Below are 23,325 nucleotides of genomic sequence, written 5' to 3'. Positions count from 1 at the left end.
CCGCAGCGCCTTCCTCCGCGGCGGCGGCCGCCACGCGGCCGAACGGCGCCGGCGTCGCCGACCTGCGCCCCGACGTGCCCGCCAAGCCGGCCGGACGCGCCGCCACGACCGACGCTTTGCCGCAGCCGGCAGCGCAGGAATCTGCTCGCTCCGAAACCGCCTTCCGCCCCGGTGTCCTGCAGGAATCGGCCACGGTGCCGGTCACCGGAGGCGCCTCCCATCACACGCCGGGCCCGGCGCTCCGGAGCGAGGCGCCCACGGTGCCCGGCGCGCCAGTACCGCTGCACGCCGGCGCCCTGCAGGACCGCATCGACACCGCCCTGCGCTGGATGGCCGGAGGCGGCCTGCAAACGGCGCAGATACGCGTCGACCCCGACGCGCTCGGTCCCATCACCGTCCACCTGCGCCTGGACGGAGACGTCGCCAGCGTCGTATTCGGCAGCAACCACGAGCAGACTCGCCAGGCGCTGGAGAACTCCCTTGCCGGCCTGAAGGAGGCGCTGTCCGCCGGCGGCCTGAACCTGGGCCAGGCCTCGGTGGGCAGCGAACAGCAGAGCGGCTTCCTCGCGGCGCGGCAATTTGGCGGACGCGACTCGGTACCGCAGGGAAACCGCGGCCAAGCCGCCGACGATCATGGCGCCAAGGCGGCCAGCCCTGTCCCGCCGACCCGCGGCGCAACGAGTGCGGGCGCCGGAAACCGCATGGTCGATCTGTACGCCTGAACCGAGGGCGACGCGCCCACGCCGGTAACGTCACACCATGGCCGCCAGCGGATCGGGGCGAACGCGATAGCGCCCGCTGCGCCGTCCAGTCGGTTAACTGCGAGATTTCCCCTGCTGTTCCGCGGATCGCCCCCTACCCTTTTCTAGATAATCCAGCCTTGGGGTAGCTTGCTGCCCCTCCACATAGATTCCGGAGATGTTGTTCATGGCCGAGGCCATCGCCCCTGTCAAACGCCCCAGAACCTGGCTCTTCGTGCTGGGCGGACTCGTACTGCTGATCGTCATCGCGGGCATGGCCGCCCTGCTGCTCATCCATAACAAGCAACTCGCCAGTTTCGAGACTTACGCGTACGCCGGCGCGCAGCAGGCCGATGAAGACCCGGCCGCCGCCCCGGCCTCCACGCCTGCCCCGGCGCCGTCGAATGCCGGCAAGCATGTCTTCACGGCCCTGGACATGTTCACCGCCAACCTGGCCGAGCGCGACCACGACCGTTTCGCGCAGGTCAGCGTGGTCATCGAGCTGGCCGACCCCAAGGCGAGCGCCGCGCTCACCGCGGTCGTGCCGCCCATACGCAGCGAGATCCTGATGCTGCTCACGTCCAAGGGCGCGGACGAGCTGCTCACGCTGAAGGGCAAGCAGGTGCTTGCCGCGCAGATCGTCGACATCGTCCGCAAGTACATCGCGCCGGAGTTTCGCAACAGCGTCTACGCCGCGCACTTCGCCAGTTTCGTGATCCAGTAGGCTGCATCGCGCCGTGATGCCGACGACGCATTTCCCCGACACCGCCCGGAGCCTCCACGATGGCCGGTGAATTCCTTTCGCAAGACGAAGTCGACGCCCTGCTGCGGGGCGTGACGGGCGAGCACGACGACCTGCCGCAGGAGGAAGAGCCGGCCGGCGGAATCCGCCCGTACAACCTGGCCAAGCAGGAACGCATCGTCCGCGGCCGCATGCCGTCGCTGGAAATCATCCACGACCGCTTCGGCCGCCTGCTGCGCGCGGGCCTGTTCAATTTCCTGCGCCGCAACCCCGAGGTTTCCGTCGGCCCGGTGCGGCTGGTCAAGTACAGCGAGTTCCTGCGCAACATCGTCGTCCCGACGAACCTGAACATCGTCTCGCTCAAGCCGCTGCGCGGCAACGCGCTGTTCATCTTCGAGCCGCGGCTGGTGTTTTCGGTCATCGACAATCTGTTCGGCGGCGACGGCCGCTTCCACACGCGGGTGGAGGGGCGCGATTTCACCCCCACCGAGCAAAGAATCATCCAGCGCATGCTCGCCGTCGTGCTGGACGAGTACGCCAAGGCCTGGGCTGCGGTCCACCCCATGCATTTCGAGTACCAGCGCGCCGAGATGCACACCCAGTTCGCCAATATCGCCACCCCTTCCGAGATCGTGGTCTGCTCCACCTTCTCGATCGAGTTCGGTTCCTCGGGCGGCGATCTGCACATCTGTTTTCCCTACGCATCGGTAGAGCCCATCCGCGATGCGCTGTACAGCCCGGTCCAGGGCGACCAGATGGAACCCGACAAGCGCTGGCTGCGCATGCTGTCCAAGCAGATCCAGCTGGCCGACGTCGAGATGGTGGTCAATCTGGCCCAGACCGAACTCGTGTTGCGCGATCTCCTGAACATGCAGAAAGGGGATGTCATTCCCATCGACATCGCTCCCACGCTTCCCGCCTACGTGGACGGCGTGCCCATCTTCGACTGCAAGATCGGCATCAGCAACGGGCAGTACGCGATCCGCATCGGCAAGGTGCTGGCCACCCTGCAATCGGAAAACAATCTAGGAGATGAAAATGGAAGCGGATCCTGAGAACATCCCCGAGTCGCCCGGCACGAGCGCCGACGACGACTGGGCGGCCGCGTTGGCCGAACAGTCGCAGGCCAGCGCGTCGGACAACGTCCGGCCGGCCGAGGAATTGTTCGAGCAATTCGCCGGTGGCGGCGATGCGCCGAAGACGGTCAACGACATCGAGATCATCATGGACATCCCGGTCACCTTGACGGTGGAACTGGGACGCACCCGCATCCCCATCAAGCAGATACTGCAGCTCGCGCAGGGCTCGGTGGTCGAGCTCGACGGCCTGGCCGGCGAACCGATGGACGTGATGGTCAACGGCTGCCTGATCGCCCAGGGCGAGGTGGTGGTGGTCAACGACAAGTTCGGCATCCGGTTGACGGACATCGTGACGCCGTCCGAACGCCTGCGCCGTCTCAACCGCTAGCACGCCCATGCCTTCCCCCGGTTCCACCCTGCAAACGCTGCTGGCGCTGGTTGCCGTCCTGGCGCTGATCGTCGCGTGCGCGTGGCTGCTCAGGCGCGTGCAGCGCCCTCACGTCGCCGGAGCGAACCCGCTGCGGCTGCGCGGCCAGCTCATGGTGGGCCCGCGCGAACGCATCGTGCTGGTAGAACTGGCCGACCAGTGGATCGTCGCCGGCGTCTCCTCCGGCCACGTCCGTCCGCTCGCCGTCCTGCCGCGCCCCGAGGATACCGCCACGCCCGAGGCTCCCGCCGCCTCGCCGGCGCTGCCCGATTTCCGCTCGCTCCTCGCCCGCTTCGGCAAGCAATGACGCACTCCCCGCATCCTCCTTCTTTTCCGGGCATGCTTGGCGCCTGCGCATGCCCGCCGGCTGTTTCGCCCCTCTGGGCGCGGCGCGCGGAGCTTTTCCTCCTGCTCACCTTGGCCGCGGGCAGCGCGCTCGCCCAGGAAGCCGGCCTCCCGGCATTGACCAGCAGCCCCGCGCCGGGCGGAGGCACCACCTGGTCGCTGTCGCTGCAAACGCTGCTCGTGCTGTCGGCGCTGAGTTTCCTGCCAGCCGTGCTCTTGATGATGACGGGCTTCACCCGCATCATCATCGTGCTGTCGCTGCTGCGCAGCGCCCTGGGCCTGCAGGGCTCGCCGCCCAACATGGTGCTGATCGGACTGGCGCTGTTCACGACCTTCTTCATCATGACGCCCACGTTCGACCGCGTCTACAACGAAGCCTACCAGCCCTTCGACCGCAAGGAGATCGACTTCCCGCAAGCGCTGGAGAAGGCCCAGGCTCCGCTGAAGGATTTCATGCTCAAGCAGACCCGCGAATCCGACCTCGCCCTCTTCCTGCGCCTGGCCGACGCCGCGCCGGTATCCGAGGCCTCGCAGATCCCGCTGCGCGTCGTGGTGCCGGCCTTCGTCACCAGCGAGCTCAAGACCGCGTTCCAGATCGGCTTCATGGTGTTCCTGCCCTTTCTCGTCATCGACCTGGTCGTATCCAGTGTCCTGATGTCGATGGGGATGATGATGCTCTCGCCGGTACTGATTTCCCTGCCCTTCAAGCTGATGCTGTTCGTCCTGGCCGACGGCTGGAACCTGCTGATCGGCAGTCTGGTAGCGAGTTTTAGATGACCCCCCTACGCGCTTACGCGCGCCCCCCAGGGGGCGATGCGGGTGGACGGCGGAGCCGGATCCACCGCATCCTGGGTCTAAGCCGCTTTCTTGGAGTGGGGCGTTGAGGCTTCGCTCAGCAACGGTAGGCCGTGATCATGAACGATACCGCAGGAATACTTACCCTGGCCCAGGAGGCCATGCAAATCGCCATTTACCTGGCGGCGCCGCTCTTGCTCTCGGCCCTGGTGGTCGGGCTGGTCATCAGCGTGCTGCAGGCGGCCACGCAGATCAACGAGATGACGCTGTCCTTCGTGCCCAAGCTGGTCGCGATCTTCGCCGCGGCGTTGATCGCCGGGCCGTGGATGCTGTCGATGATGACCGACTACATCCGGCGCCTGTTCGAGAACATTCCCTTCATGCTGGGCTGAGGAACGGCCGACGGATGCCGCCCGCATGATCAGCTTTACCGACGCCCAGGTCCATGCAGCCATCGCGGCCTTGCTGTGGCCCTTCGTGCGGACGCTGGCGCTGGTACAGACCGCGCCGGTGTTCGGCCATCGGTCCGTGCCGCAGCGGGTGAAGGTCGGCCTCGCCTTGCTGATCTCGCTGCTGGTCGCGCCTTCGGTGCCCGCCGTCGCGGTGGATGCTTTCTCGGGAGCGGGTTTGCTGCTGCTCCTGCAGCAGGTCATCGTCGGCGCCGCCATGGGTTTCGGCCTGCGCGCGGTCTTCGCGGCTTTCGAGCTGGCCGGCGACCTGATCGGATTGCAGATGGGGCTGGGATTCGCCTCGTTCCTCGATCCGCAGCGCGGCGCGCCTTCGCCGCTGCTGGCCACCTTCCTGATGCTGTCGGCCATGCTGGCGTTCCTCGCCACGGACGGGCACCTCACGCTGCTGCTCACGCTCGGCGAAAGTTTTCGCATCATCCCGGTGTCGCCGCATCCCCTCGACAACCTGGACTGGATGCGGCTGGCGAACCTGGGCGCCATCGTCTTCGCCGGAGGACTGCAGATCGCGCTGCCGGTACTGGCGGCGGTATTGTCCATCAACATCGCACTGGGCTTCGTTTCGCGCAGCGCACCGCAGCTCAATATCTTCAATCTCGGCTTCGCCGTCACCCTGCTGGCTGGCCTGCTGCTGCTCTGGTTGACTTTCGGCGTGCTGGCCGGGCCGATGGAACGCCTCGTAGGCATCGCCGTACCCTATTTCAAGACCGCCGTCATACGCTGAAGACGCCGGCCTGCCCTGCCTGCGGGCCGGCGCTCGCCCTCACCAATCGGGCGCGGCCGGCTCCTTGCGGACCCGGCTCAGATGCGCGCCGATCCGCGGCCCCGGGAACACCAGGCTGATACGCGTGCCTTCGAACTCGGGCCGGCTGCGCAAATCCCAATGGGCGCCGTGGGCCTCGGCAATCTCCTTCACGATGGCCAGGCCCAGCCCCGATCCGCCGGCAAGCGAGTCCTTGGCCCGGTAGAAGGCGTCGAACACGCGCGCCCGGTCCTCGGCCGCGATGCCGGGTCCGTCGTCTTCGACGATCAGGGTGGGCGGCGAGTCGTTCACGCGCAGCACGATCTGGCCAATGCCGCCGTTGTGGTAGCGGATGGCGTTGTCGATCAGGTTGCCCAGCAACTGGTCCAGCAACACCGCATCGCCGTCCACCCATACGGGTTCGTCCGGCGCCATCAGCAGGATTTCGATCTGGGCCTGGCGCGCCGCGGGAATCCAGCGGGCGCCGCACTCGCGCGTCAGCTCGGTCAGGTCGATGCGGGTGAACGCGTCGCGCGGGCGCACGCTGGCATCGATGCGCGCCAGCACCAGCAATTGTTCGCCCACGCGTATCATGCGGTCGGTCGCGCCCTTGATGCGTTCGGCGCGCTGGCGCACGTCGTCGGGCAATGGTCGCGACAGCATGAGCTCGGACTCGAGCTTGAGCCCGCTGAGCGGCGTGCGCAGCTGGTGCGCGGCATGGCCGATGAAGCGGCGCTGGGCCGCCACCGCTTCGTCGAGGCGGCTCAGCAGTGAATTGGTCTTGGCGATGAGGGGGGTAAGTTCGCTCGGCACGTCGTCGCCGCCTATCGGCTGCAGGTCGTCGATGCTGCGGCTCTCGATTTCGTCGGACAGCTTGCTCACCGACTCCAGGCCCGAACGGACGGCCGTCACGATGACGAAACCGAGCAGGGCGATCAGCAGGAGCTGTCCGGCCACCAGCACGGACAGGATCTCCTCGATGAAGCGGCTGCGGGTATTGAGCGTCTCGGCCATCGCCACTTCGATCAGATAGTCGTCGAAGCTGAAATCCAGGGCCGCCGCGCGCACCGCCAGGCCATCGACCACCGAGTCGTAGATGGTCGGCACGGCCTTGTTGATGCGATCAAGCAGCGTGGACGCCTCGAGATTCTCGTCTGCCGCGCTTTCCGGATCGTCCACCCTGGGTGGGGCCGGGAGCGATGCCGTGCCGGCGATCACGTCGCCATCGACGCTGATGCGGAAGTAGGTGCGCTCGTCAGGATCAGAAGTGAGGAAACGCGTGGAGTTCCACGAGGGATCGAGCTGCGGCCCCTGCGGCGTCATGACTACCTGGCGCGCCAGCGCCCGCGTGGTATCGATCAGGGCGCGGTCGTGCGACTGGGTATTGAGCTTGCGGGTAAGGACGAAAGTGGCGACGCTGTCCATCGTCGCCAGCAGCAGCACGGCGGGCAGCAGCCGCACCAGCAGGTGCCAGGCCAGCGAGCGCCTGTGCAGGACCCGCCCCGGCCCGGCCGGTTTGCCTTCAGCGCTCTGCGGCATCGGGCTCGAGCAGATATCCGAAGCCGCGCACCGTCTGGATGTTCACGCCCGCCTTCTCCAGCCGCTTGCGCAGGCGGTAGACATAGACTTCGACCGCGTTTTCGCTGAAATCGGCATCCCAGGCGGACAGCGAGTTGACGATCTGGCGCTTGGTGACGACCCTGCCGGCACGCACCATCAGCATTTCGAGCACCGACAGCTCGCGCACCGAGAGCGCCACCCGTTCGCCGTTCACGCGCAGCTCCCGGCCCACCGTGTCGAAGCTCAAGGCGCCGACCTCCATGATCGGACTGACCTGGCCCGCCCGCCGCCGGATCTGCGCCCGCACGCGCGCGGCCAGCTCAGGCAACTCGAAGGGCTTGGTGACGTAGTCGTCGGCCCCGGCGTCCAGGCCGGCCACCCGGTCCTCCAGCGCGTCGCGCGCCGTCAGGATCAGCACCGGCACCGGGTTCTCGTTGGCGCGCAGGCGCCGCAATACGGTCAGCCCATCCTCGCCGGGCAGGTTCAAGTCGAGCAGCACGAGGTCGTAGGTCTGGCTGGACAGCGCGGCCGAGGCGCGCTCGCCGCTGGAAACGAGATCGACGGCGTAGCCCTGGTCGCCCAGGAACTCGGCCAGGGCGCCTCCCAGGGTGGCGTCGTCTTCGATGACCAATACACGCATGTGACAAAGCGCCGGCAGGGCGGCGCTGCGAGAAACGGGAAGACCGCTAGGGTAAACCCACGCGCCGCCGAAAGCTAGTGCGGGCCGCCGGGGCCCCGGCGGTTCGGCCGGCACCGGGCCTCCGGCGAAGGCCCGGTCGCGGCCGGCCTGGTGTCGTTACTTGGCCGGGCTGGGAGCGGCGGGTTCGGGCGTGCTGACGAACCCGATGCGCTTCAGGCCGGCGCGGGAGGCATCGGCCATGACCTGGGCCAGGACTTCGTAGCGCGTGCTCTTGTCGGCACGCAGGTGCAGCTCGGGCTGGGGCTCCTCCTTGGAGACGCCGGCGAACCGGTCAGGCAGGTCCTCCAGGGCGACAGGGGCGTCGTTCCAGAACACCTTGCCGTCGGCGTCGATCGCCAGGTCGATCTTGGCCGGGTCGGCATCGACCGGAGCGGAAGTGGCCTGCGGCACGTCGATGCGCACGGCGTGCGACAAAAGCGGCGCCGTGATGATGAAGATGACCAGCAGCACCAGCATCACGTCGATGAGCGGCACCATGTTGATCTCGGACTGCGGCGCGCCCGTGCCGGGACCGCCGTTGAAACTGCCAAAAGCCATGGAAGACTCCCTTTAGCCCTGCACCGTCTCGCTCATCTTGCTCTTGAGCGCGCGCACGTTGCTGTCCGTCACGATCTGCTGCCCGGTGGTCAGGAAGGCGAACAGGTCATGCGCGAACGCGTCCAGGCGCGCCAGCAACACGCGGTTGCTGCGGGTGAAGAAGTTGTAGGCCAGCACGGCGGGAATCGCCACGGCCAGGCCCAGGCCGGTCATGATCAGCGCTTCGCCCACGGGGCCGGCGATGCGGTCGATGGTGGCGCCCCCGCCCTGGCCGATGGCCACCAGCGCATGGTAGACCCCCCACACCGTGCCGAACAGACCGACGAACGGCGCCGTCGAACCCACCGAGGCAAGCAGCGTCAGGCCGTTCTCGAGCTTGGCCGTTTCCTCGTCGATGACCTTGCGCATGGTGCGCGTCACGAAGTCGGACTGCGAGCCGGCCTCCTCGAGCTTGGCGGCGCCGAACTTGGCATGGTGCTGGCGCGCGTACATCGCGTGGCTGGTCAGGTGCGAGAACGGATCGTTGGCGCCGTGCGTGGTGATTTCGCGGTCGACCGCCTCGAGCGAGGTCGCGTTCCAGAAATGCTCGAGGAACTTCTCTCCCTGCCGGCGCGAACGCATGTTTGCGACGGCCTTGACGATGATCAGGTACCAGGTCGCGAGGGACATCAGTACCAGGATGATGAACAGCGCCTTGCCCAGACCGTCGGTCTGAGAAATGAAGTGCGCAAAGCCCAGGCTTGGGGTCTCGGTCATGTCAGTTCCTGAGGGTGAAATCGAACGGCACGATGGCAATCGCGGCGATCGCCACGCCATTCTCGGTATAGGGTTTGAAGCGTCCCCGCTTGGCGGCTTCCAGGGCGGCCTCGTCCAGGCGGTTGAATCCCGAGGATTTCTCCAGGGTGGCCTTGTCCACCAGGCCGCGGGTGTTGATCAGCAGCCGCACCAGCACCTTGCCCTCCTCGCCCAGGCGCTTGGAGGTCCGGGGATATTCCGGCATGGGCGGAGAGCCCAGGTACTCGATGCGGCCTACCAGCTTGGGCTCGTTGGACACCGGGGCCTGCGGCGAGGCCGTGCGCTCGGAGGCCTCGGGCTTGCCGCTGGGGGGCTGCGACGTGGCCGGCGCGGGCGCGGGCTCGGGCGCCGGCGCGGGTTCGGGCTGCGACAGTGCCGTCTCGGAAGGCGGGGCAGGCTCCGGCGGGGGCGGTGCGGGCTGGGGGGGCGGCTTGGCGACCGGCTTGGGAACCGGTTTGGGGGGCTTGGGCTTGGGTTTGGGTTCAGGCTTGGGGGCGGGGGGAGTCGGCGCCGGCGGAGCGGCCGCCACCTGGACCTGCGGCGCGATTTCGACGAACCTGACCTCGACCGTTTCGACCGGCTTGGCCACCTCCGGTTCGGGCTGCGCCGCAAAGATCGCGCCGACGACCGCGGCATGCAAGAGGACCACCGCGGCGCCGGCGCCGACGCGCAGCCCAGTCGGGGCTGGCGTATTCCAATGCAAGGTGGCACTCATTCGGATGAATCGCGTAGCTGACCATTAGAAGATCGCTACGATATCACAAATGCGACTTATTCGCAGTTACGGAGCATCGACGTTTCAGGAATGCCGCGGCCGCGATTCAATGCTCTACCGTGCGCACCACGAGGACATCGCAGGACGTCAGGTGGATCAGCCGTTCTGCCACGCTGCCGATGGCCGTGCGCAACAGCCCGGTCAATCCATGCGTGCCGACCGCGAGGAGATCGGCCGGATGGCGGCGCACATACGCCGGCAGGACATCTTCGGGCAGGCCGTGCTCCATGACCAGCTTCGTCCCCGCAGCGCCCGCCCGGGCGAGGTTCCTGGCGATGAAATCGTTGGCGCGACGTTCCGCCTGGCCAAGCGCCGCCTCGATTTCTGCGGCATTCGGGCCGGCCTTGAGCGCCTGGCAGGCGTGAACGAGCGTCAGTTGCGCCTCGGGGAAGAAGGCGCGCGCCGCATTCAGCGCCTGGCGCGACCCTTCGGAGAAATCGGTGGCGGCGACAATGCGCTCGTAGGCGCGGTGCGGCCGTTTCCTCACGATGAGAATGGGGAATGCCGACTCGCGTGCCAGTTTCTCGACGGTGGAGCCCAGCAGCAGCCGGCCCAGGGTCTCGTCCCGGGCCACGCCCGTCACGATCAGGTCGCATTGCCGGTTGCGGGCCGTCCGCTGGATGACCTCGACCGGATTGCCCGTTTCCAGCACCAGCTCCATCGGCACGTCCACCTCGCCCACGATGTCCAGCAAGGCGCGCTCGGCTGCCTGGAAATCGGCCTCTCGGCTCCCCTGCGCCTTGAATCGATCGGCGAATGACGGCGCTTCGATGACGTGCAGCACGACCAGCTTGCATCGACGACGGCGAGCGATGTCGATGGCGCGGTCCAGGGCACGGTCGCAACGTGCGCTCAGGTCGGTGGCAAACAAGATGCTGCAGGTGTCGCGTCCCATGCCGGCACTCCAGGGGTTCAGGAATACCCATCGTACCACGGGCGTGGCGCGGTGCGGGTCCGGCGCCCGCACGCGGTTTGACGCAGATCAAGCCATGGCGTTGCCGCGGCCCCAGGGCATCGCGCGCGAGCGGGGAAAGCGAAAAACAAAAAGGGCGGCCCGCATGGACCGCCCTTCTTGCTTCAACTGGTGCCGGCAATAGGAGTCGAACCTACGACCTTCGCATTACGAATGCGCTGCTCTACCAACTGAGCTATGCCGGCGAAAACCCGTGCCCTGTGGACTGCCAAGGCCAAACTGGCCAGGGCTCAAAGCTAGCCCGCTATTCTAGCAAAAATTTCCGGCAGTATTCAAACCTGCAAAAAATCGCACACCTATTCCGCGTCGGGCTGCCGGTCCGGGTGGGCCGCCTCGAACGCCGGCAGCGCCGCGCAATGGTCGGCAATGCGCACCACGGTCGGCATGGCGTCGAGGTCGGCCTTCAAGCGGCGGGCGTTGTACACCTGCGGAACCAGGCAGAGGTCGGCCAGCGTGGGCTGGTCGCCATGGCAGCACTGCCCGGTGCGGGGGGAGCCGGCCAGCATGCGCTCGAAGGCGGCCAGGCCGCTCTCGACCCAGTGCCGGTACCAGTCGTCGCGCCCCTGCTGGTCGATGCCCAGCGGATTCTTCAGGTACTTCAACACGCGCAGGTTGTTCAGCGGATGGATGTCGCAGGCGATGGTCAGGGCCAGTGCACGCACGCGGGCGCGTTCGGCCGGTTCGGCGGGCAACAGCGCGGGCTGGGGATGCGTCTCGTCCAGGTACTCGATGATGGCCAGCGACTGCGTCAGCGCCTGGCCTTCGTCCTCGAGCACGGGCACCAGCGCATCGGGGCTGAGCTGGCGAAAGTCCGGCTGCATCTGCTGGCCGCCCTCCTTGAGCAGGTGGACGGCCCGGTATTCGTACGGCAGGCCCTTGAGCGCGAGCGCGATGCGGACACGGTAAGAGGCGGAACTGCGGAAATAGCTGTAGAGGCGCATGCTTGCTCCGGACGGCTACAGGCGGACGTTCTTGGACAGGCCCTTGGGCAGCGGAAAGGCGATACCTTCCTCTGCGCCGGCCAGCTTGCGCACCGAGGCCGCGCCTAGCTCCTTGAGACGGGCGATGACCTGCTGCACCAGCACGTCGGGAGCCGACGCCCCGGCCGTGACGCCGACGCGCCGGCGGCCCGCCAGCCAGGCCGGGTCGATGTCGGCCGCGCCGTCGATGAGGTAGGCGGCCACGCCCTTGCGCTCGGCCACCTCGCGCAAGCGGTTGGAATTGGAGCTGTTGACGCTGCCCACCACCAGCACCAGGTCGCATTCGGGCGCCATGATCTTCACGGCATCCTGGCGGTTCTGGGTCGCATAGCAGATGTCGCTTTTCTTGGGCTCGGCAATGTTCGGAAAACGCGCCTTGAGCGCAGCGGCGACCTCAGCGGCATCGTCCACCGACAGCGTGGTCTGCGTGACGTAGGCAAGCTTGTCCGGGTCGGCCACTTCCAGGGCGGCCACGTCCTCGACCGTCTCCACCAGGTACATGCCGCGCTCGGACTGGCCCAGCGTGCCCTCGACCTCCGGATGCCCCTTGTGGCCGATCATCACGATCTCGTTGCCGGCGGCGCGCATCTTGGCGACTTCCACGTGCACCTTGGTGACCAGGGGACAGGTCGCATCGAACACCTGCAGGCCGCGCGCTTCGGCCTCGCGCCGCACCGCCTTGGACACGCCGTGGGCCGAGAACACCACGGTCGAGCCGGCCGGCGCCTCGTCCAGCTCCTGGATGAAAACGGCGCCCTTGCCGCGCAGGTCTTCGACCACGTAGCGGTTATGGACGATCTCGTGACGCACGTAGATCGGCGCGCCGAAGATCTCCAGGGCGCGCTCGACGATCTCGATGGCGCGGTCGACCCCGGCGCAGAAACCGCGCGGCTGGGCCAGGACCACTTCCATGGGCGCCTGCGTCATCACATGACTCCGAGCAGCGACACGTCCACCTTGAGGGCGGAACCGGCCAGCGGATGGTTGAAATCGAACAACGCGTAGTCTTCGCCCTGCTCCTTGAAGACCCCCGAATACCGGCCGCCATTGGGCGCGGCGAATTCGACCAGGTCGCCCGGCTCGAAGGTCTCGTCACCCGCGTGCTCGCGCAACATGGCGAGGGTGACGCGCTGGATCAGGTCGGGATTGCGCTCGCCGTAGGCCTGCGCCGGCTCGAGGGTGAAGCTGAAGCTTTCGCCCTCCCCGTGGCCGATCAGCGCCGCTTCCATGCCGGGGGCCCACTGGCCGATGCCCAGCTGCAGCGTGGCGGGGCGGCCGGTGAAGGTATCGACGAAGACGCTCCCCGCGCCCTCGCCGGAAGCCAGGGAGATGCGGTAGTGCAGCGTTACGTAGGAATCCTCACGGACAACCAGGGGCGAGGCGGGAGAAGGAGAAGCCAAAATATGTCACCGTGTCGATGCTATGCGCCAAAGACCTGATTTTACCCGCCCCGCCGCCATGTCGATCGCCACGCCATCCCTGCAAGCCGCCCTGCCGCCCGAAGAACGCCCCCGCGAACGCCTGCTGCGCCACGGCCCGGGGGTATTGACCGACGCCGAACTGCTCGCCGTACTGCTGCGCACCGGCACGCCGGGCTGCAACGCGGTCGAGCTGGGCAGGCGGCTCCTGGCCGAATTCGGCGGCCTGCGCGGCCTGCTGGCCGCCTCCCGCGACGAGCTGCGGCGCGTGCGGGGCCTGGGCGAGGTCAAGGCCGGCCAATTGCAGGCCATCCTGGAACTGGCGCGCCGCGAACTGGCCGAAACCCTGAGCCGCGGCGATGCCCTGTCCAACCCCGGCGACGTGCGCCGCTACTGCGCCACCACCCTCGCCCACCGCCAGGTCGAATGCTGCATGGCCCTCTACCTGGACGCGCGCAACCGCCTCATCACCAGCGAACTGCTCAGCCAGGGCACCCTCGCCCAGGCCACGGTCTACCCCCGGGAAATCGTCCGCGCCGCCCTGCGCCACCACGCCGCCTCGGTCATCCTCGCCCACAACCATCCGTCCGGCAATCCGGAACCCAGCCAGGCCGACGAACACCTGACACGCCACGTCCGCAACGCTCTCGCCCTCGTCGACGTGCGCCTGCTCGACCACATCATCGTCGCCGGCCGCCAGACGACCTCGCTCGCGGAAAGAGGAATCGTGTAGCCCCCGCGCAAGCTTTACCAATGCACCATGGACAATCCCGCCACAGGCGCACGGAAGCACGGAATGCGGTCCCCCCGCAGACTCCCGATATAAACGGTCCGCAAATCCGGCCCGCCAAACGTCACGCTCGCAAACCAGGGCGCAATCCCCCCGCCGCAAGCCAGCATCAGCTCCGGCGTCGCTTCCCCTCGCGCGAAGGCCGCCATCAGCGCGCGCCCCGCGGCGCTATCCCGATCGTCGTCCAGCAGGATCCGCAACTCCCCTTCCGGGGTGATCGCGAAAACTCGGTCCGTCATCACATGCGTGCCCCAGAGATTGCCGTAGGCATCGAACGCGATGCCGTCGATGAACGCCCCATGGTCCGCCGGACCGAACACCTCCCGGTCCGACAGACTGCCGTCCGGCGCCACCCGCAGCCGCGAGACGCGCCGTCCGCAGGTCTCGGCCACATACAGCCATTCCTCGCGGGCATCGAGCCGGATCTCGTTGGTGAAGTGGAAACCATCGGCAACCACCCGCAGCCGGCCGTTCTCGTACAGGGCGATGTATCCGTCGGCCACATGCGGGTCCATGGCCTGCATCCAGTTCTTGATGCGGGTCGAAATCGTCAGCCACAGCCGGTCGCGGCTGTCGCGCAGCACGAAGTTGACCTTGCCGATGGGCTGGCCGTCGATGCTGTCGGCCAGCACCCGCGTCCGGCCCTCGCGCGTCATGATCTCCAGCCGGTCGGTGCCGAAATTGGAGATCACGATATCGCCATTGCGGGCAAAGGCCAGGCCGTTGGGCAGCGTCCCCGCGACGAAGCGGGTGGCGTCGTCCGCCGCCGTGCCAAAGCGCGTATCCGCGTCCTGCGTCACCAGCCGCTGGCTGCCGTCCGGCCGGATGTGGACCACCCCGCCCCGCGCATCGGCGGCCCACAGCGATCCGTCGCGTTCGGCCAGGATGCATTCCGGCCGTTGCAGCCCCTGTCCCACGAAGGCGATCTCCGCCGGATCGACCACGAAGCCATCCAGCGGATTGGCGGTCCCTGCCATGGCCGCGCGCCTCAGAAGCCGACCCGGTCCGCGCCCTTGAGCGCCAGCATGGCGCGGGCCTCGTCCGGGGTCGCGATTTCGTGGCCCATTTCCTCCAGGATCCGGCGGATCTTGGTGACCTGCTCGGCGTTCGAGGCCGCCAGCCGGCCCTTGCCGATGTACAGGCTGTCCTCCAGCCCGACCCGCACGCTGCCGCCCAGCAGCGCCGCCTGCGTCGCGAAATTCATCTGGTGGCGTCCCGCCGCCAGCACGGACCATCGGTAATCGCTGCCGAACAGCCGGTCGGCCGTCCGCTTCATGAACAGCAGGTTGTCCAGCTCGGCGCCGATGCCGCCCAGGATGCCGAAGATCATCTGCACGAAGAATGGCGGCTTGAGCAGCCCGCGGTCGACGAAATGCGCGACGTTGTAGAGATGCCCGACGTCATAGCACTCGTGCTCGAAGCGGGTGCCGTGTTCCTCGCCCAGCATCTTCAGGATGCGTTCGATATCCCGAAACGTATTGCGGAAGATGAAGTCGTCGGTGTTGCGCAGGTAGTTCTCTTCCCAGTCGAATTTCCACTGCTTGTAGCGATCGGCCATGGGGTAGATGCCGAAGTTCATCGATCCCATGTTGAGCGAGCACATTTCCGGCTTGGCCACCAGCGGGGCGGCCAGGCGCTGTTCCACCGTCATGTTCAGGCCGCCGCCGGTGGTGACGTTGATGACGGCGTCGGTGGCCTCCTTGATCCTGGGCAGGAACTGCATGAACACGTCCGGATCGGGCGTGGGGCGGCCGTCCTTGGGATCTCGCGCGTGCAGGTGCAGGATGGCCGCGCCGGCCTCGGCGGCGGCGATGGACTGCGCCGCGATGTCCTCCGGACGGTACGGCAATGCCTCCGACATGGTCGGCGTATGGATGCCGCCGGTCACCGCGCAGGTGATGATGACCTTGGATGCGGCTTGCCTGGCGGGCTTGGCTTGGGCGTCTTTCATCGCTTGCTCCTGGTTCAGTCTTCGAAGATCGCCACGGCGCGGGTGAATCCCGCCGAAGCGCCCCGGATCTTGTAGGGGAAGCACGAGACCGTGAAGCCGTGCGGCGGCAGGCTCTCCAGGTTGCCGAGCTTCTCGAGGTGGCAATAGGCCCGCGCCATGCCGGCGCGATGCCCTTCCCAGATGATGGAGGGATCCTTGCTTTCGGCGAAGCGCTTGGCGGTATGCACGAACGGCGCATCCCAGCTCCAGGCGTCGGTGCCCGTCACGCGCACCCCGCGCTCGGTCAGGTAGAGCGTCGCCTCCATGCCCATGCCGCAGCCGGCGGACACATAGTCGGGTTGGCCGTAGCGCGCGCCGGCCGCCGTATTCACCAGCACGATGTCATAGGGTTCCAGCGTGTGGCCGATACGCGTCAGCTCGGCCTCGACCTCCTCGGGCGTTACCACGTGGCCGTCCGGCAAGTGGCGGAAATCCAGCTTCACGCCGCGGCTGAAGCACCACTCCAGCGGCACCTCGTCGATGGTGATGGCGCGTTCGCCGCCGTCCATGGTGGAGTGGAAGTGGTAGGGCGCATCCAGGTGGGTGCCGTTGTGGGTCGAGACATTGAGCCGCTCGATGGCCCATCCCTCGCCGCCGGGCAGGTCGGCCACGTCCAGGCCCGGGAAGAACGCCGCCATGTCGGCGGCCGTCGAGCGGTGGTCCAGATAGGCGATCTGCGGCAGGTGGCCGGGCGGGTCCGAAGCGATGGTGTCGTCCAGGGCAACGGAAAGATCGACGAAACGTCGTGGCATGAGAAACTCCTTTCAGCGCCGGAGCAGGCCGGTGGCCAGCCAGGGAAAGACCAGGATCAGGGCAAGCACCGCCAGCATGATGGCGGCGAACGGCATGGCGCCATGGAAGATCTCGCCCAGCTTGAGCGTGCGGTCGGGCGACGTGCCCTTGATGACGTAGACGGACAGCCCGAACGGCGGCGTGAGCAGGCCGACCTCGACCGCGATCACGGTAACGATGCCGAACCAGATCGGGTCGATGCCGAAGGCCTTCATGATGGGATAGAACAGCGGCACCACGATCAGCAGGATGGATGAGCTGTCCAGGATCGTGCCCATCGCGACGATCAGCACCACGTAGGCGATGATGATGCCCCAGTAGCCGATGTCGCTGGCGGCGATGGCCGCGCTCAGGAACTCCGGCAGGCCGCTGAGCGACAGCATGCGCGAATACATGCTGGCGGCGATGATCAGAAAGCAGATGGCGGCGGTGACCTGGCCGGTGTCGGTCAGCACCCGCCAGATGCGTCCGGGGGGCAGCGCGCGGCGGAACAGCCCGATCACGACCGCGCCCAGCGCGCCTACCGCGCCGGCCTCGGTAGGGGTGAAGAAACCTCCGTAGATGCCGCCCAGTACCAGCCCGATGAGCAGCACGATGGGCAGCGCCTTGCGTCCCATCGCCGCCACGGACAGGGGCGTGACGTCTTCCGAGATGCTGGTGCCGGCAAACGCCGGCCGCCGCCGAGCCAGCCAATAGACGCCCAGCCCGAAGGCCACGGCGAGGAGGATGCCGGGCACCACCCCGGCCAGGAAAAGATCCCCCACCGATTGCTCGGTGAGCACGCCGTACAGGATGAGCAGCAGGCTGGGCGGGATCAGCATGCCCAGCACCGAGCTGCCGGCCACGATGCCGTAGGCGAAGCGCTTGGTATAGCCGTGCCGCAGCATCTCGGGCACGGCCACGCGCGTGAAGACGGCGGCCGAGGCGATGGAAATGCCCGTGATGGCGGCGAAGATGGCGTTGGCGCCCACCGTGGCGATGCCCAGGCCGCCCTTGATGCGCCCCAGCATGCGATTGGCGACGTCGAAGGCGTCGCGGCCGATGTCCGCCTGCGAAACCACGAACCCCATCAGCACGAACAAGGGCACCACGCCGAAAATGTAGGAGTCGATGGACTCCGTGGCGGCCAGGGCCAGCATGCGCCCGGTGATCAGGAAACTGCCCTTGATCGCGAGCACGCCGAGGAAGGAGCACACGGCCAGCGCGATGGCGACGTGCATGCCCGCATAGATGAGCCCCACCATCCCGAACAGCGCCAGCGCGCCGATGGCCAGATCGCTCATGATGCCCTCGCTTGCAGCGGCAGGCCGCGCGCGCCGCCGGCCAGGCATGCGGCGCGCACGGCCCGCACCAGGAACTGCAAGCCGAGCGCCGCCGTTCCCACCAGCATGACGAGCCGCACGGGCCAGATCGGCGCGGTGAAGTCGCCGATCGCGCCGACGAACAGGTTGCGTGTCCAGGCGCGCTCGAACAGCGGCAGGAGGCCGTTGAAGAGCACCGCGCAGAACCCCGCGCCGACCAGGCAATACAGGGCTTCCAGGCCGGCCCGGCCGCGCGGCGGCAGCCGGTCGAGCAGGATCTCGGCGCGAGTCAGCCCTCCCAGCCGCAAGGAATGCGCGACCTGCAGGAACACGATGGCCACGATGGACATGCTGACCATCTCCGGCACGCCGGAGATCGGCTTGCCGAAGAAGGCGCGGCCGATCACGTCGGAGTTGATGGCCAGCATCACGCCCACGATCAGCAACGTGCCGAGCGCGTTCAGAAAGGCGGTGCAGGCATCCAGCGCGCGCAGCACGGGGTGGTGGGACGGCGGGAGAAAATCGCCCTCGCCGGCGACGGGAACTTCGGACATGGCGAACCTCCGGGGAAGCCTAGTTCTGGCCCCAGTTGCGGACCGGCTTGGCGCCGGCCGCCCGCACTTCTTTCATGTAGGCGTCCAGCACTTCCTTGGCGGGCAGCTTCTGCTTCTGCAGCTCGGCGATCCAGCCCTTGGTCGGATCCTCCAGCGCCTGGGCGTACGAAGCGCGCAGGCTGGTCGAGTCCGGGTTGAGCTTGCCGCCCTTGGCGACCAACTCCTGCAGCGCCGCCTCGGTGGCCTTGCGCAGGTCGTCGGTATAGGCGCGCTCGAAGGCCGCCGCCCCCGCCACCAGCGCCTTCTTCAGCGCCTCGGGCTGGGCGTCGTACCAATCCTTGTTGGCCGCCAGGCCGCCCGAGTACTGCGCGCCGTAGCCGATCTGGGTGATGTAGGGCGCGACCTCCTGGATCTTGGCCGGCACCGCGGCGGTGGCGAAGGTCACCACGCCGTCGTAGAGGCCGGTCTGCAGGGCGTTGTAGTACTCGGTCAGGTTGCCCGCGACGCCCACGGCGCCGGTGCCCTTCATCCAGTTGATCGAGGTGCCCGGCGTACCGATCTTGCGGCCCTTGAGGTCGGCCAGGCTCTTCACCGGGAACTTGGTGAAGAGCAGATAATCGTCCAGGCCGAAGCCGCCCCCGATGTAGACCACGTCGTTCGCTTCCCACGCCTTCATCATCGCGGGGATCTTGCGCTGCACGTCCTGCACGGCCTGCGTGATCAACCCCGGATCGGTCGAAACGAACGGCGTGTAGTAGGTGACGTTCTGCAACGGCAGCTTGGCGGGCTCGAAGATGGTGGGCACCAGCGCGATGTCGGCCACGCCGTCCTGGGCCGCCTCCAGCTCCTCGCCCACCTTGGCGAGCGAACCGCCGTACTGCTGCTTCCATTCGATCTTGATGTCCGAGCCTTCGAGCGCCTTGTTGACCGCGGGCACGAAGGTTTCCTGCAGGTGCTTGACCCACCGGAACACGGGCGGGTGGCCGTTGACGAGGGTCACGGTGACGGTCTTGGCCTGCACCGCCACCGAAGCGGTGGCCAGCAAGGCCGCGAAAGCGGCCGGAAGAATGCGCATGGAGGTCTCCTTGGGGATGCCGGGCTCGTGCGGCCCGGTTCTTGCGGTTTGGGAAAAAACCTGGGTTCACTCGCCTCCGGGGCCGGCGCGCGGGGAAAGAACGGGTGGCGGACCGCCCATTCCAGCGGCGCGCCCGGCGGCCAGCGCCTCGATGCCGGCGCTGATGAAAGGCACCAGCCGGGCCATGACGGCGTCGACGTCGCCGTCGTCGCAGACGCCGCCGGACAGGCGGCCCGCCCGCCCGGTGGCCGACATCATGGTCATGCCCACGCCGATGGCGAACATGTAGGACCACACCGCATCGGCCTGGTCCAGCTGGGGCAGGATGCGGCGGAAGGCCTCGATGAAACGGCGGGCGATGGCGTCGTAGTGCGCGGCGATCAGGGTGCGCGAGCGCTCGTCGTCCGCATTGGCGGTGGCGGCCAGCACCCGCGAGAACAGATTGCCGGCCTGCCCTTCGTGCCCGAACTCCACGGTCGGCCGGAACAGGGCCTCCAGCAGGTCGCCAAGGGCGGGCTTGCCCTGTCCTTCCGGCCCGAACAGGCGGTCCAGCTCGGCCGCGCGCAACGCGTTGATGGCGTCGGAGCGCCGGGCGAACATGGCCTCGTAGAGCTTTTCCTTGGTGCCGAAGTGGTAGTGCAGGAGCGCCTGCGCCACCCCGGCCTCGGTAGCGATCTGCCGCATGCTGGCGCCATCGAACCCATGCAGGGCGAAAACCCGCTCGGCGGCATCGAGGATGGCGGTGCTGGCGTTTGGCTCGGTCAAGGCGGTATCCCGGAAACATCGTCGGGCAGAGCCTATATCCTGACTGATCGATCAGTCAACATAGGGTTGTCGAGCAATCCCGCATGGCGCGGCACAGCCGGGCGCCGGGATTCACCGGGGGTTCGCTAGAATGGCGGCGCGAATGAGCCGGCCGCGCCGACGCCGCAGCCAGGCGCGGCTGCGGCATAAACAACGCCTTGAAAACAAAGCGGATTCCATGCTATTCTTGCGAGCTTTACGGCGTTGCCTTTGGTCCGCGAGAGAACGCGCCCTGGGAAAAGCCTTTCGCAAGCGAGCTTGCGGATGCTTTTGACGCACGCTTTCAACGCATTCTGGTTTTCCGCCGGGGTGCCTTGAGAACAGTGCGAACCGGGTCCGACATCATCCATCTTGCCGGGCACGCCGGAAATTCGGGGCAACATCCGGCACTGCCGATCCCCGGATCCCTATCCCGAATTCACGAAATAGAAGAGGTGTCGCCATGGCACGAGTATGTCAAGTAACCGGTAAAGGTCCGATCGTGGGCAACAACGTTTCCCACGCCAACAACAAGACCAAGCGCCGCTTCCTGCCGAACCTGCAATACCGCAAGTTCTGGGTCGAAAGCGAAAACCGCTGGGTTCGCCTGCGCGTGAGCACGAACGCCCTGCGCACCATCGACAAGAACGGCATCGAAGCCGTGCTGGCCGATCTGCGCGCCCGCGGCGAAGCCGTTTAACCACCGGGTCCACAGGAGCACACCATGGCCAAGGGTATACGTGAAAAGATCAAGCTCGAGTCCACCGCCGGCACCGGGCACTTCTACACCACGACCAAGAACAAGCGCACCACCCCGGAAAAGATGCTGATCAAGAAGTTCGATCCGGTCGCGCGCAAGCACGTCGAATACAAGGAAACCAAGCTGAAGTAATCGGCTCGGTACGCCGGTTCGCCGGTCCGATAAAAAACCTCGCCTGGGCGAGGTTTTTTATTGCCATGGCGTTGCGTGCGCGCCGCAATGCTTCACGCACGCACGGGCATCAAGCCGCGACCACTCGGTTGCGAAGCCTGCCTATCCCGTCGATCTCGCACTCGATCAGGTCGCCAGGCCGCAGGTAGCCCGACGCCGGGACGATGCCATTGCCTCCCGACCACTTGCCACCCAGCTCCTTATCGGTGGACCAGGCCGTTCCGCTCGGCGTACCGGTGATGATCATCATCCCCGGCCGCAAGGTGAGATTCATCGAGAAAACGTGGACCAGTTCCGCCACGGTCCAGATCATCTGCCCGGTATGGCTGTTCTGCCTGAGCTCGCCGTTGACCCATGAACGGATTCCCAGATCCTGGGGATCGGGAATGCCGTCGGTGTCGACGATGAAGGGACCGACAGGCGCGCTGGTGTCGAACACCTTGCCCCTGCCCAGCTCGTACCAGCTGCTGCCGTCCGGGCGGAAGCGGACCTGGCGGTCGCGAGCCGTCACGTCGTTGACGATGGTGTAGCCGAACACATGCTCCAATGCCCGCTCACGCGGGATGTGCCGGCCCGGCTTGCCGATGACGACGGCCAGTTCCACCTCCCCGTCCAGTTTGCGCGTCAGCACCGGATCGTGGACGATGTCGTCGTGCGGGCCGACGACGCAGTCGGCCGTCTTGACGAAGAACTCGGGCTCCTTGCCGCTGGTATCCGAGCTTGCCTTCTCGGCGTTATGGCTGAGGTAGTTGCTGCCCGCGCACAGAATGGTGGAGGGAAGCATGGGGGCGCACAGCTCGGCCTCGTCCAGGGCCAGGCGTCCCACACCCCGATCGGCGGAAATCGCCACGGCCCGCGCGGCCAGTTCGCGGGACCGCGGCGCATGGCGAATGACCTCGGTCATGTCGGCGAACCAGCCCACCTCGCGCCCCAGCCCTCCCACGGTTTCTTCGACCGATTGAGGATCGACCAGATCGGCACCGTCGACGATGCCGACGCGATGGACGCCGTTGCGGCGATAAGTTGCATACTTCATGGGTATCCTTGCTATTCGAGTTTGCCGATGCTGTTGATGACCTGGGTCTGGTGCCGTTCGTCGGCGCGCCAGAATGCTTCGAAATCGGCCTCGTCCTGGTACTGCACGGGCGTTCCCATCCCTGCCATGGCTTTCGAGAACGCCGGATCGGCGACGGCATCCCGGACGGCTGCGCGCAACCGCATCATGACGGGCTCGGGGACGCCGGCCGGCGCGAACAACCCGGCCCACAGGTAGTATTCGGCGTCGTAGCCCAGTTCTTTCATCGTCGGCACATCGGGAAGGCTCGCCAGGCGTTCAGCGCCCTGCACTGCCAGCGGCCTGAATTTGCCGCTCCTGATGTGGCCCGAGATATTGCCGTAGGTCTGCGTTGAAGCCTGGACATGCCCGCCCAGCAACGCCGTCACCTGTTCGCCGCCACCGCCATAGGGCACGTGCAGCAGCTTGATGCCCGCGGCATGGGCGAAACGCTCCATGGCGACGTGCGTGGTCCCGTAGATGCCCGAAGAGCTATAGCTGACGGTCCCGGGCCTGGCCTTCGCCGCCTGCACCAGTTCCTGCACCGACTTCCAGGGCGCATCGTTGCGCACCACCAGTACCGTCGGATCGGCCGACATGCGCGCGATGGCCATGAACTGCGAGGTCGCATACGACGGCGTCTTGCCGGTCAGCCTGTCCGCGGCGGGAATCGCCGAAATGCTCGGCAGCGCCATCATCAGCGTGTAGCCGTCGGGAGCCGCCTTGGCTACATGGGCCATGCCTACGCCGCCGCCGGCGCCGGGACGGTTCTCGATGATGACGGATTGGCCGAGGCGTTTGGCCATCAAGGGCGCCAGCGGCCGGGCGGTGGTGTCCGATACGCCGCCGGGTGAAAACGGAACGACCAGGGTAATGGGGCGAGAAGGGAAATCATCCGCCGCCATGACAGCGAGCGGACACGACAGTGCGGCAGCCAGCGCCGCATGGCGTGGGTTCATTGCGTGTCTCCTGAATAGGTA

The 23,325-nt window shown here is 67.1% G+C and carries 29 protein-coding genes and 1 tRNA gene; 11 read left to right on the top strand and 19 right to left on the bottom strand.

Annotation, left to right across the window (positions count from 1 at the left end; genetic code table 11):
- The 8 genes from CDO44_RS27315 to fliR form a co-directional block, all read left to right on the top strand.
- A partial coding sequence (locus tag CDO44_RS27315) for a flagellar hook-length control protein FliK (RefSeq protein ID WP_198951466.1) occupies positions 1-722 on the top strand: 722 nt, incomplete at its 5' end.
- 205 nt (positions 723-927) lie between these two features.
- Positions 928-1,464, top strand: coding sequence for a flagellar basal body-associated FliL family protein (locus CDO44_RS27310; protein ID WP_158213461.1), 537 nt, complete (start codon positions 928-930; stop codon positions 1,462-1,464).
- Positions 1,465-1,523: 59 nt separating this feature from the next.
- Positions 1,524-2,537 (top strand): flagellar motor switch protein FliM, encoded by a 1,014-nt coding sequence (gene fliM / locus CDO44_RS27305; protein WP_087783429.1) that lies wholly within the window; start codon positions 1,524-1,526, stop codon positions 2,535-2,537.
- Positions 2,521-2,949: a flagellar motor switch protein FliN gene (gene fliN, locus CDO44_RS27300; protein WP_198951465.1), complete on the top strand. Its 429-nt coding sequence runs from the start codon at positions 2,521-2,523 to the stop codon at positions 2,947-2,949. Before fliM ends, fliN begins: the two co-directional genes overlap by 17 nt.
- A 7-nt stretch (positions 2,950-2,956) precedes the next feature.
- Complete coding sequence (fliO, locus tag CDO44_RS27295) at positions 2,957-3,295, top strand: flagellar biosynthetic protein FliO (RefSeq protein WP_087783427.1); 339 nt, start codon at positions 2,957-2,959, stop codon at positions 3,293-3,295.
- A 32-nt stretch (positions 3,296-3,327) separates the two neighbouring features.
- Complete coding sequence (gene fliP / locus CDO44_RS27290) at positions 3,328-4,110, top strand: flagellar type III secretion system pore protein FliP (RefSeq protein WP_087783437.1); 783 nt, start codon at positions 3,328-3,330, stop codon at positions 4,108-4,110.
- Positions 4,111-4,247: 137 nt separating this feature from the next.
- Positions 4,248-4,520 (top strand): flagellar biosynthesis protein FliQ, encoded by a 273-nt coding sequence (gene fliQ, locus CDO44_RS27285; RefSeq protein WP_087783436.1) that lies wholly within the window; start codon positions 4,248-4,250, stop codon positions 4,518-4,520.
- A gap of 25 nt (positions 4,521-4,545) precedes the next feature.
- Positions 4,546-5,319, top strand: coding sequence for a flagellar biosynthetic protein FliR (gene fliR / locus CDO44_RS27280; protein WP_087783426.1), 774 nt, complete (start codon positions 4,546-4,548; stop codon positions 5,317-5,319).
- Between the two features lie 39 nt (positions 5,320-5,358).
- On the opposite strand, the gene CDO44_RS28445 is transcribed toward fliR, so the two are convergent.
- From CDO44_RS28445 to CDO44_RS27230, 10 genes are all read right to left on the bottom strand, one after another.
- On the bottom strand, positions 5,359-6,876 hold the full coding sequence (locus tag CDO44_RS28445; protein ID WP_087783425.1) for a sensor histidine kinase: 1,518 nt from the start codon (positions 6,874-6,876) through the stop codon (positions 5,359-5,361).
- Positions 6,860-7,537, bottom strand: coding sequence for a response regulator transcription factor (locus CDO44_RS27270; RefSeq protein ID WP_087783424.1), 678 nt, complete (start codon positions 7,535-7,537; stop codon positions 6,860-6,862). The genes CDO44_RS28445 and CDO44_RS27270 overlap by 17 nt, the downstream gene beginning before the upstream one ends.
- A gap of 156 nt (positions 7,538-7,693) precedes the next feature.
- Positions 7,694-8,134: a biopolymer transporter ExbD gene (locus tag CDO44_RS27265; protein WP_087783423.1), complete on the bottom strand. Its 441-nt coding sequence runs from the start codon at positions 8,132-8,134 to the stop codon at positions 7,694-7,696.
- Between the two features lie 12 nt (positions 8,135-8,146).
- Positions 8,147-8,890: a MotA/TolQ/ExbB proton channel family protein gene (locus CDO44_RS27260; protein WP_233146386.1), complete on the bottom strand. Its 744-nt coding sequence runs from the start codon at positions 8,888-8,890 to the stop codon at positions 8,147-8,149.
- 1 nt (position 8,891) lies between these two features.
- Positions 8,892-9,644, bottom strand: a complete 753-nt coding sequence (locus CDO44_RS27255) for an energy transducer TonB (RefSeq protein WP_087783421.1) — start codon at positions 9,642-9,644, stop codon at positions 8,892-8,894.
- Positions 9,645-9,750: 106 nt separating this feature from the next.
- Positions 9,751-10,599 (bottom strand): universal stress protein, encoded by an 849-nt coding sequence (locus tag CDO44_RS27250; protein ID WP_087783420.1) that lies wholly within the window; start codon positions 10,597-10,599, stop codon positions 9,751-9,753.
- A gap of 187 nt (positions 10,600-10,786) precedes the next feature.
- Positions 10,787-10,862, bottom strand: a tRNA-Thr gene (locus CDO44_RS27245).
- Positions 10,863-10,973: 111 nt separating this feature from the next.
- Positions 10,974-11,618 carry a maleylacetoacetate isomerase gene (gene maiA, locus CDO44_RS27240; protein ID WP_087783419.1) on the bottom strand — a complete coding sequence of 215 codons (645 nt, stop codon included), beginning with the start codon at positions 11,616-11,618 and terminating at the stop codon, positions 10,974-10,976.
- Positions 11,619-11,633: 15 nt separating this feature from the next.
- A complete protein-coding gene (gene ispH, locus CDO44_RS27235; protein ID WP_087783418.1) occupies positions 11,634-12,584 on the bottom strand; it encodes a 4-hydroxy-3-methylbut-2-enyl diphosphate reductase in 951 nt (316 codons plus the stop codon).
- Entirely contained in the window at positions 12,584-13,057 is a 474-nt protein-coding gene (locus tag CDO44_RS27230) for a peptidylprolyl isomerase (protein WP_087783417.1), read from the bottom strand. Before CDO44_RS27230 ends, ispH begins: the two co-directional genes overlap by 1 nt.
- Positions 13,058-13,115: 58 nt before the next feature.
- Between CDO44_RS27230 and radC the strand changes: the two genes are divergently transcribed.
- Positions 13,116-13,808 carry a DNA repair protein RadC gene (radC, locus tag CDO44_RS27225; RefSeq protein WP_087783435.1) on the top strand — a complete coding sequence of 231 codons (693 nt, stop codon included), beginning with the start codon at positions 13,116-13,118 and terminating at the stop codon, positions 13,806-13,808.
- 14 nt (positions 13,809-13,822) lie between these two features.
- Here radC and CDO44_RS27220 read toward each other — a convergent pair whose 3' ends face one another.
- The 7 genes from CDO44_RS27220 to CDO44_RS27190 all read right to left on the bottom strand — a co-directional run bounded on the left by CDO44_RS27220 (position 13,823) and on the right by CDO44_RS27190 (position 20,342).
- Entirely contained in the window at positions 13,823-14,842 is a 1,020-nt protein-coding gene (locus CDO44_RS27220; protein ID WP_087783416.1) for an SMP-30/gluconolactonase/LRE family protein, read from the bottom strand.
- A gap of 11 nt (positions 14,843-14,853) precedes the next feature.
- On the bottom strand, positions 14,854-15,816 hold the full coding sequence (locus CDO44_RS27215; protein WP_087783415.1) for a 3-keto-5-aminohexanoate cleavage protein: 963 nt from the start codon (positions 15,814-15,816) through the stop codon (positions 14,854-14,856).
- Positions 15,817-15,830: 14 nt separating this feature from the next.
- Positions 15,831-16,607 carry a cyclase family protein gene (locus CDO44_RS27210; RefSeq protein ID WP_087783414.1) on the bottom strand — a complete coding sequence of 259 codons (777 nt, stop codon included), beginning with the start codon at positions 16,605-16,607 and terminating at the stop codon, positions 15,831-15,833.
- A gap of 12 nt (positions 16,608-16,619) precedes the next feature.
- Positions 16,620-17,930, bottom strand: coding sequence for a TRAP transporter large permease (locus tag CDO44_RS27205; RefSeq protein WP_087783413.1), 1,311 nt, complete (start codon positions 17,928-17,930; stop codon positions 16,620-16,622).
- A complete protein-coding gene (locus CDO44_RS27200) occupies positions 17,927-18,502 on the bottom strand; it encodes a TRAP transporter small permease subunit (protein WP_087783412.1) in 576 nt (191 codons plus the stop codon). The genes CDO44_RS27205 and CDO44_RS27200 overlap by 4 nt, the downstream gene beginning before the upstream one ends.
- Positions 18,503-18,521: 19 nt before the next feature.
- Entirely contained in the window at positions 18,522-19,577 is a 1,056-nt protein-coding gene (locus CDO44_RS27195; protein ID WP_087783411.1) for a C4-dicarboxylate TRAP transporter substrate-binding protein, read from the bottom strand.
- 66 nt (positions 19,578-19,643) lie between these two features.
- A complete protein-coding gene (locus tag CDO44_RS27190) occupies positions 19,644-20,342 on the bottom strand; it encodes a TetR/AcrR family transcriptional regulator (RefSeq protein ID WP_087783410.1) in 699 nt (232 codons plus the stop codon).
- Between the two features lie 481 nt (positions 20,343-20,823).
- Between CDO44_RS27190 and rpmB the strand changes: the two genes are divergently transcribed.
- Both rpmB and rpmG read left to right on the top strand, forming a co-directional pair.
- A complete protein-coding gene (rpmB, locus tag CDO44_RS27185) occupies positions 20,824-21,060 on the top strand; it encodes a 50S ribosomal protein L28 (RefSeq protein WP_087783409.1) in 237 nt (78 codons plus the stop codon).
- A 24-nt stretch (positions 21,061-21,084) separates the two neighbouring features.
- A complete protein-coding gene (rpmG, locus tag CDO44_RS27180) occupies positions 21,085-21,252 on the top strand; it encodes a 50S ribosomal protein L33 (RefSeq protein ID WP_087783408.1) in 168 nt (55 codons plus the stop codon).
- A 109-nt stretch (positions 21,253-21,361) separates the two neighbouring features.
- Here the strand turns inward: rpmG and CDO44_RS27175 are convergent, their stop codons facing one another.
- Together CDO44_RS27175 and CDO44_RS27170 are read right to left on the bottom strand one after the other, a co-directional pair.
- Positions 21,362-22,327, bottom strand: a complete 966-nt coding sequence (locus CDO44_RS27175; RefSeq protein WP_087783407.1) for a fumarylacetoacetate hydrolase family protein — start codon at positions 22,325-22,327, stop codon at positions 21,362-21,364.
- Positions 22,328-22,338: 11 nt separating this feature from the next.
- Positions 22,339-23,304, bottom strand: coding sequence for a tripartite tricarboxylate transporter substrate binding protein (locus CDO44_RS27170; RefSeq protein ID WP_087783406.1), 966 nt, complete (start codon positions 23,302-23,304; stop codon positions 22,339-22,341).
- Positions 23,305-23,325: the final 21 nt, after the last annotated feature.

It is taken from the genome of Pigmentiphaga sp. NML080357 (genome assembly GCF_002188465.1).
Taxonomy (GTDB): domain Bacteria; phylum Pseudomonadota; class Gammaproteobacteria; order Burkholderiales; family Burkholderiaceae_B; genus Pigmentiphaga.
The sequence above is the reverse complement of the archived record's forward strand: the minus strand, read 5'-3'. Positions and strand labels throughout refer to the sequence as shown.

Bases quoted from the DNA above. Each gene is read 5' to 3' on its own strand.
- CDO44_RS27310 (WP_158213461.1), top strand. From the start codon at position 928: ATGGCCGAGGCCATCGCCCCTGTCAAACGCCCCAGAACCTGGCTCTTC.
- fliM (WP_087783429.1), top strand. From the start codon at position 1,524: ATGGCCGGTGAATTCCTTTCGCAAGACGAAGTCGACGCCCTGCTGCGG.
- fliN (WP_198951465.1), top strand. From the start codon at position 2,521: ATGGAAGCGGATCCTGAGAACATCCCCGAGTCGCCCGGCACGAGCGCC.
- fliO (WP_087783427.1), top strand. From the start codon at position 2,957: ATGCCTTCCCCCGGTTCCACCCTGCAAACGCTGCTGGCGCTGGTTGCC.
- fliP (WP_087783437.1), top strand. From the start codon at position 3,328: ATGCTTGGCGCCTGCGCATGCCCGCCGGCTGTTTCGCCCCTCTGGGCG.
- fliQ (WP_087783436.1), top strand. From the start codon at position 4,248: ATGAACGATACCGCAGGAATACTTACCCTGGCCCAGGAGGCCATGCAA.
- fliR (WP_087783426.1), top strand. From the start codon at position 4,546: ATGATCAGCTTTACCGACGCCCAGGTCCATGCAGCCATCGCGGCCTTG.
- CDO44_RS28445 (WP_087783425.1), bottom strand. From the start codon at position 6,876: ATGCCGCAGAGCGCTGAAGGCAAACCGGCCGGGCCGGGGCGGGTCCTG.
- CDO44_RS27270 (WP_087783424.1), bottom strand. From the start codon at position 7,537: ATGCGTGTATTGGTCATCGAAGACGACGCCACCCTGGGAGGCGCCCTG.
- CDO44_RS27265 (WP_087783423.1), bottom strand. From the start codon at position 8,134: ATGGCTTTTGGCAGTTTCAACGGCGGTCCCGGCACGGGCGCGCCGCAG.
- CDO44_RS27260 (WP_233146386.1), bottom strand. From the start codon at position 8,890: ATGACCGAGACCCCAAGCCTGGGCTTTGCGCACTTCATTTCTCAGACC.
- CDO44_RS27255 (WP_087783421.1), bottom strand. From the start codon at position 9,644: ATGAGTGCCACCTTGCATTGGAATACGCCAGCCCCGACTGGGCTGCGC.
- CDO44_RS27250 (WP_087783420.1), bottom strand. From the start codon at position 10,599: ATGGGACGCGACACCTGCAGCATCTTGTTTGCCACCGACCTGAGCGCA.
- maiA (WP_087783419.1), bottom strand. From the start codon at position 11,618: ATGCGCCTCTACAGCTATTTCCGCAGTTCCGCCTCTTACCGTGTCCGC.
- ispH (WP_087783418.1), bottom strand. From the start codon at position 12,584: ATGACGCAGGCGCCCATGGAAGTGGTCCTGGCCCAGCCGCGCGGTTTC.
- radC (WP_087783435.1), top strand. From the start codon at position 13,116: ATGTCGATCGCCACGCCATCCCTGCAAGCCGCCCTGCCGCCCGAAGAA.
- CDO44_RS27220 (WP_087783416.1), bottom strand. From the start codon at position 14,842: ATGGCAGGGACCGCCAATCCGCTGGATGGCTTCGTGGTCGATCCGGCG.
- CDO44_RS27215 (WP_087783415.1), bottom strand. From the start codon at position 15,816: ATGAAAGACGCCCAAGCCAAGCCCGCCAGGCAAGCCGCATCCAAGGTC.
- CDO44_RS27210 (WP_087783414.1), bottom strand. From the start codon at position 16,607: ATGCCACGACGTTTCGTCGATCTTTCCGTTGCCCTGGACGACACCATC.
- CDO44_RS27205 (WP_087783413.1), bottom strand. From the start codon at position 17,930: ATGAGCGATCTGGCCATCGGCGCGCTGGCGCTGTTCGGGATGGTGGGG.
- CDO44_RS27200 (WP_087783412.1), bottom strand. From the start codon at position 18,502: ATGTCCGAAGTTCCCGTCGCCGGCGAGGGCGATTTTCTCCCGCCGTCC.
- CDO44_RS27195 (WP_087783411.1), bottom strand. From the start codon at position 19,577: ATGCGCATTCTTCCGGCCGCTTTCGCGGCCTTGCTGGCCACCGCTTCG.
- rpmB (WP_087783409.1), top strand. From the start codon at position 20,824: ATGGCACGAGTATGTCAAGTAACCGGTAAAGGTCCGATCGTGGGCAAC.
- rpmG (WP_087783408.1), top strand. From the start codon at position 21,085: ATGGCCAAGGGTATACGTGAAAAGATCAAGCTCGAGTCCACCGCCGGC.
- CDO44_RS27175 (WP_087783407.1), bottom strand. From the start codon at position 22,327: ATGAAGTATGCAACTTATCGCCGCAACGGCGTCCATCGCGTCGGCATC.
- CDO44_RS27170 (WP_087783406.1), bottom strand. From the start codon at position 23,304: ATGAACCCACGCCATGCGGCGCTGGCTGCCGCACTGTCGTGTCCGCTC.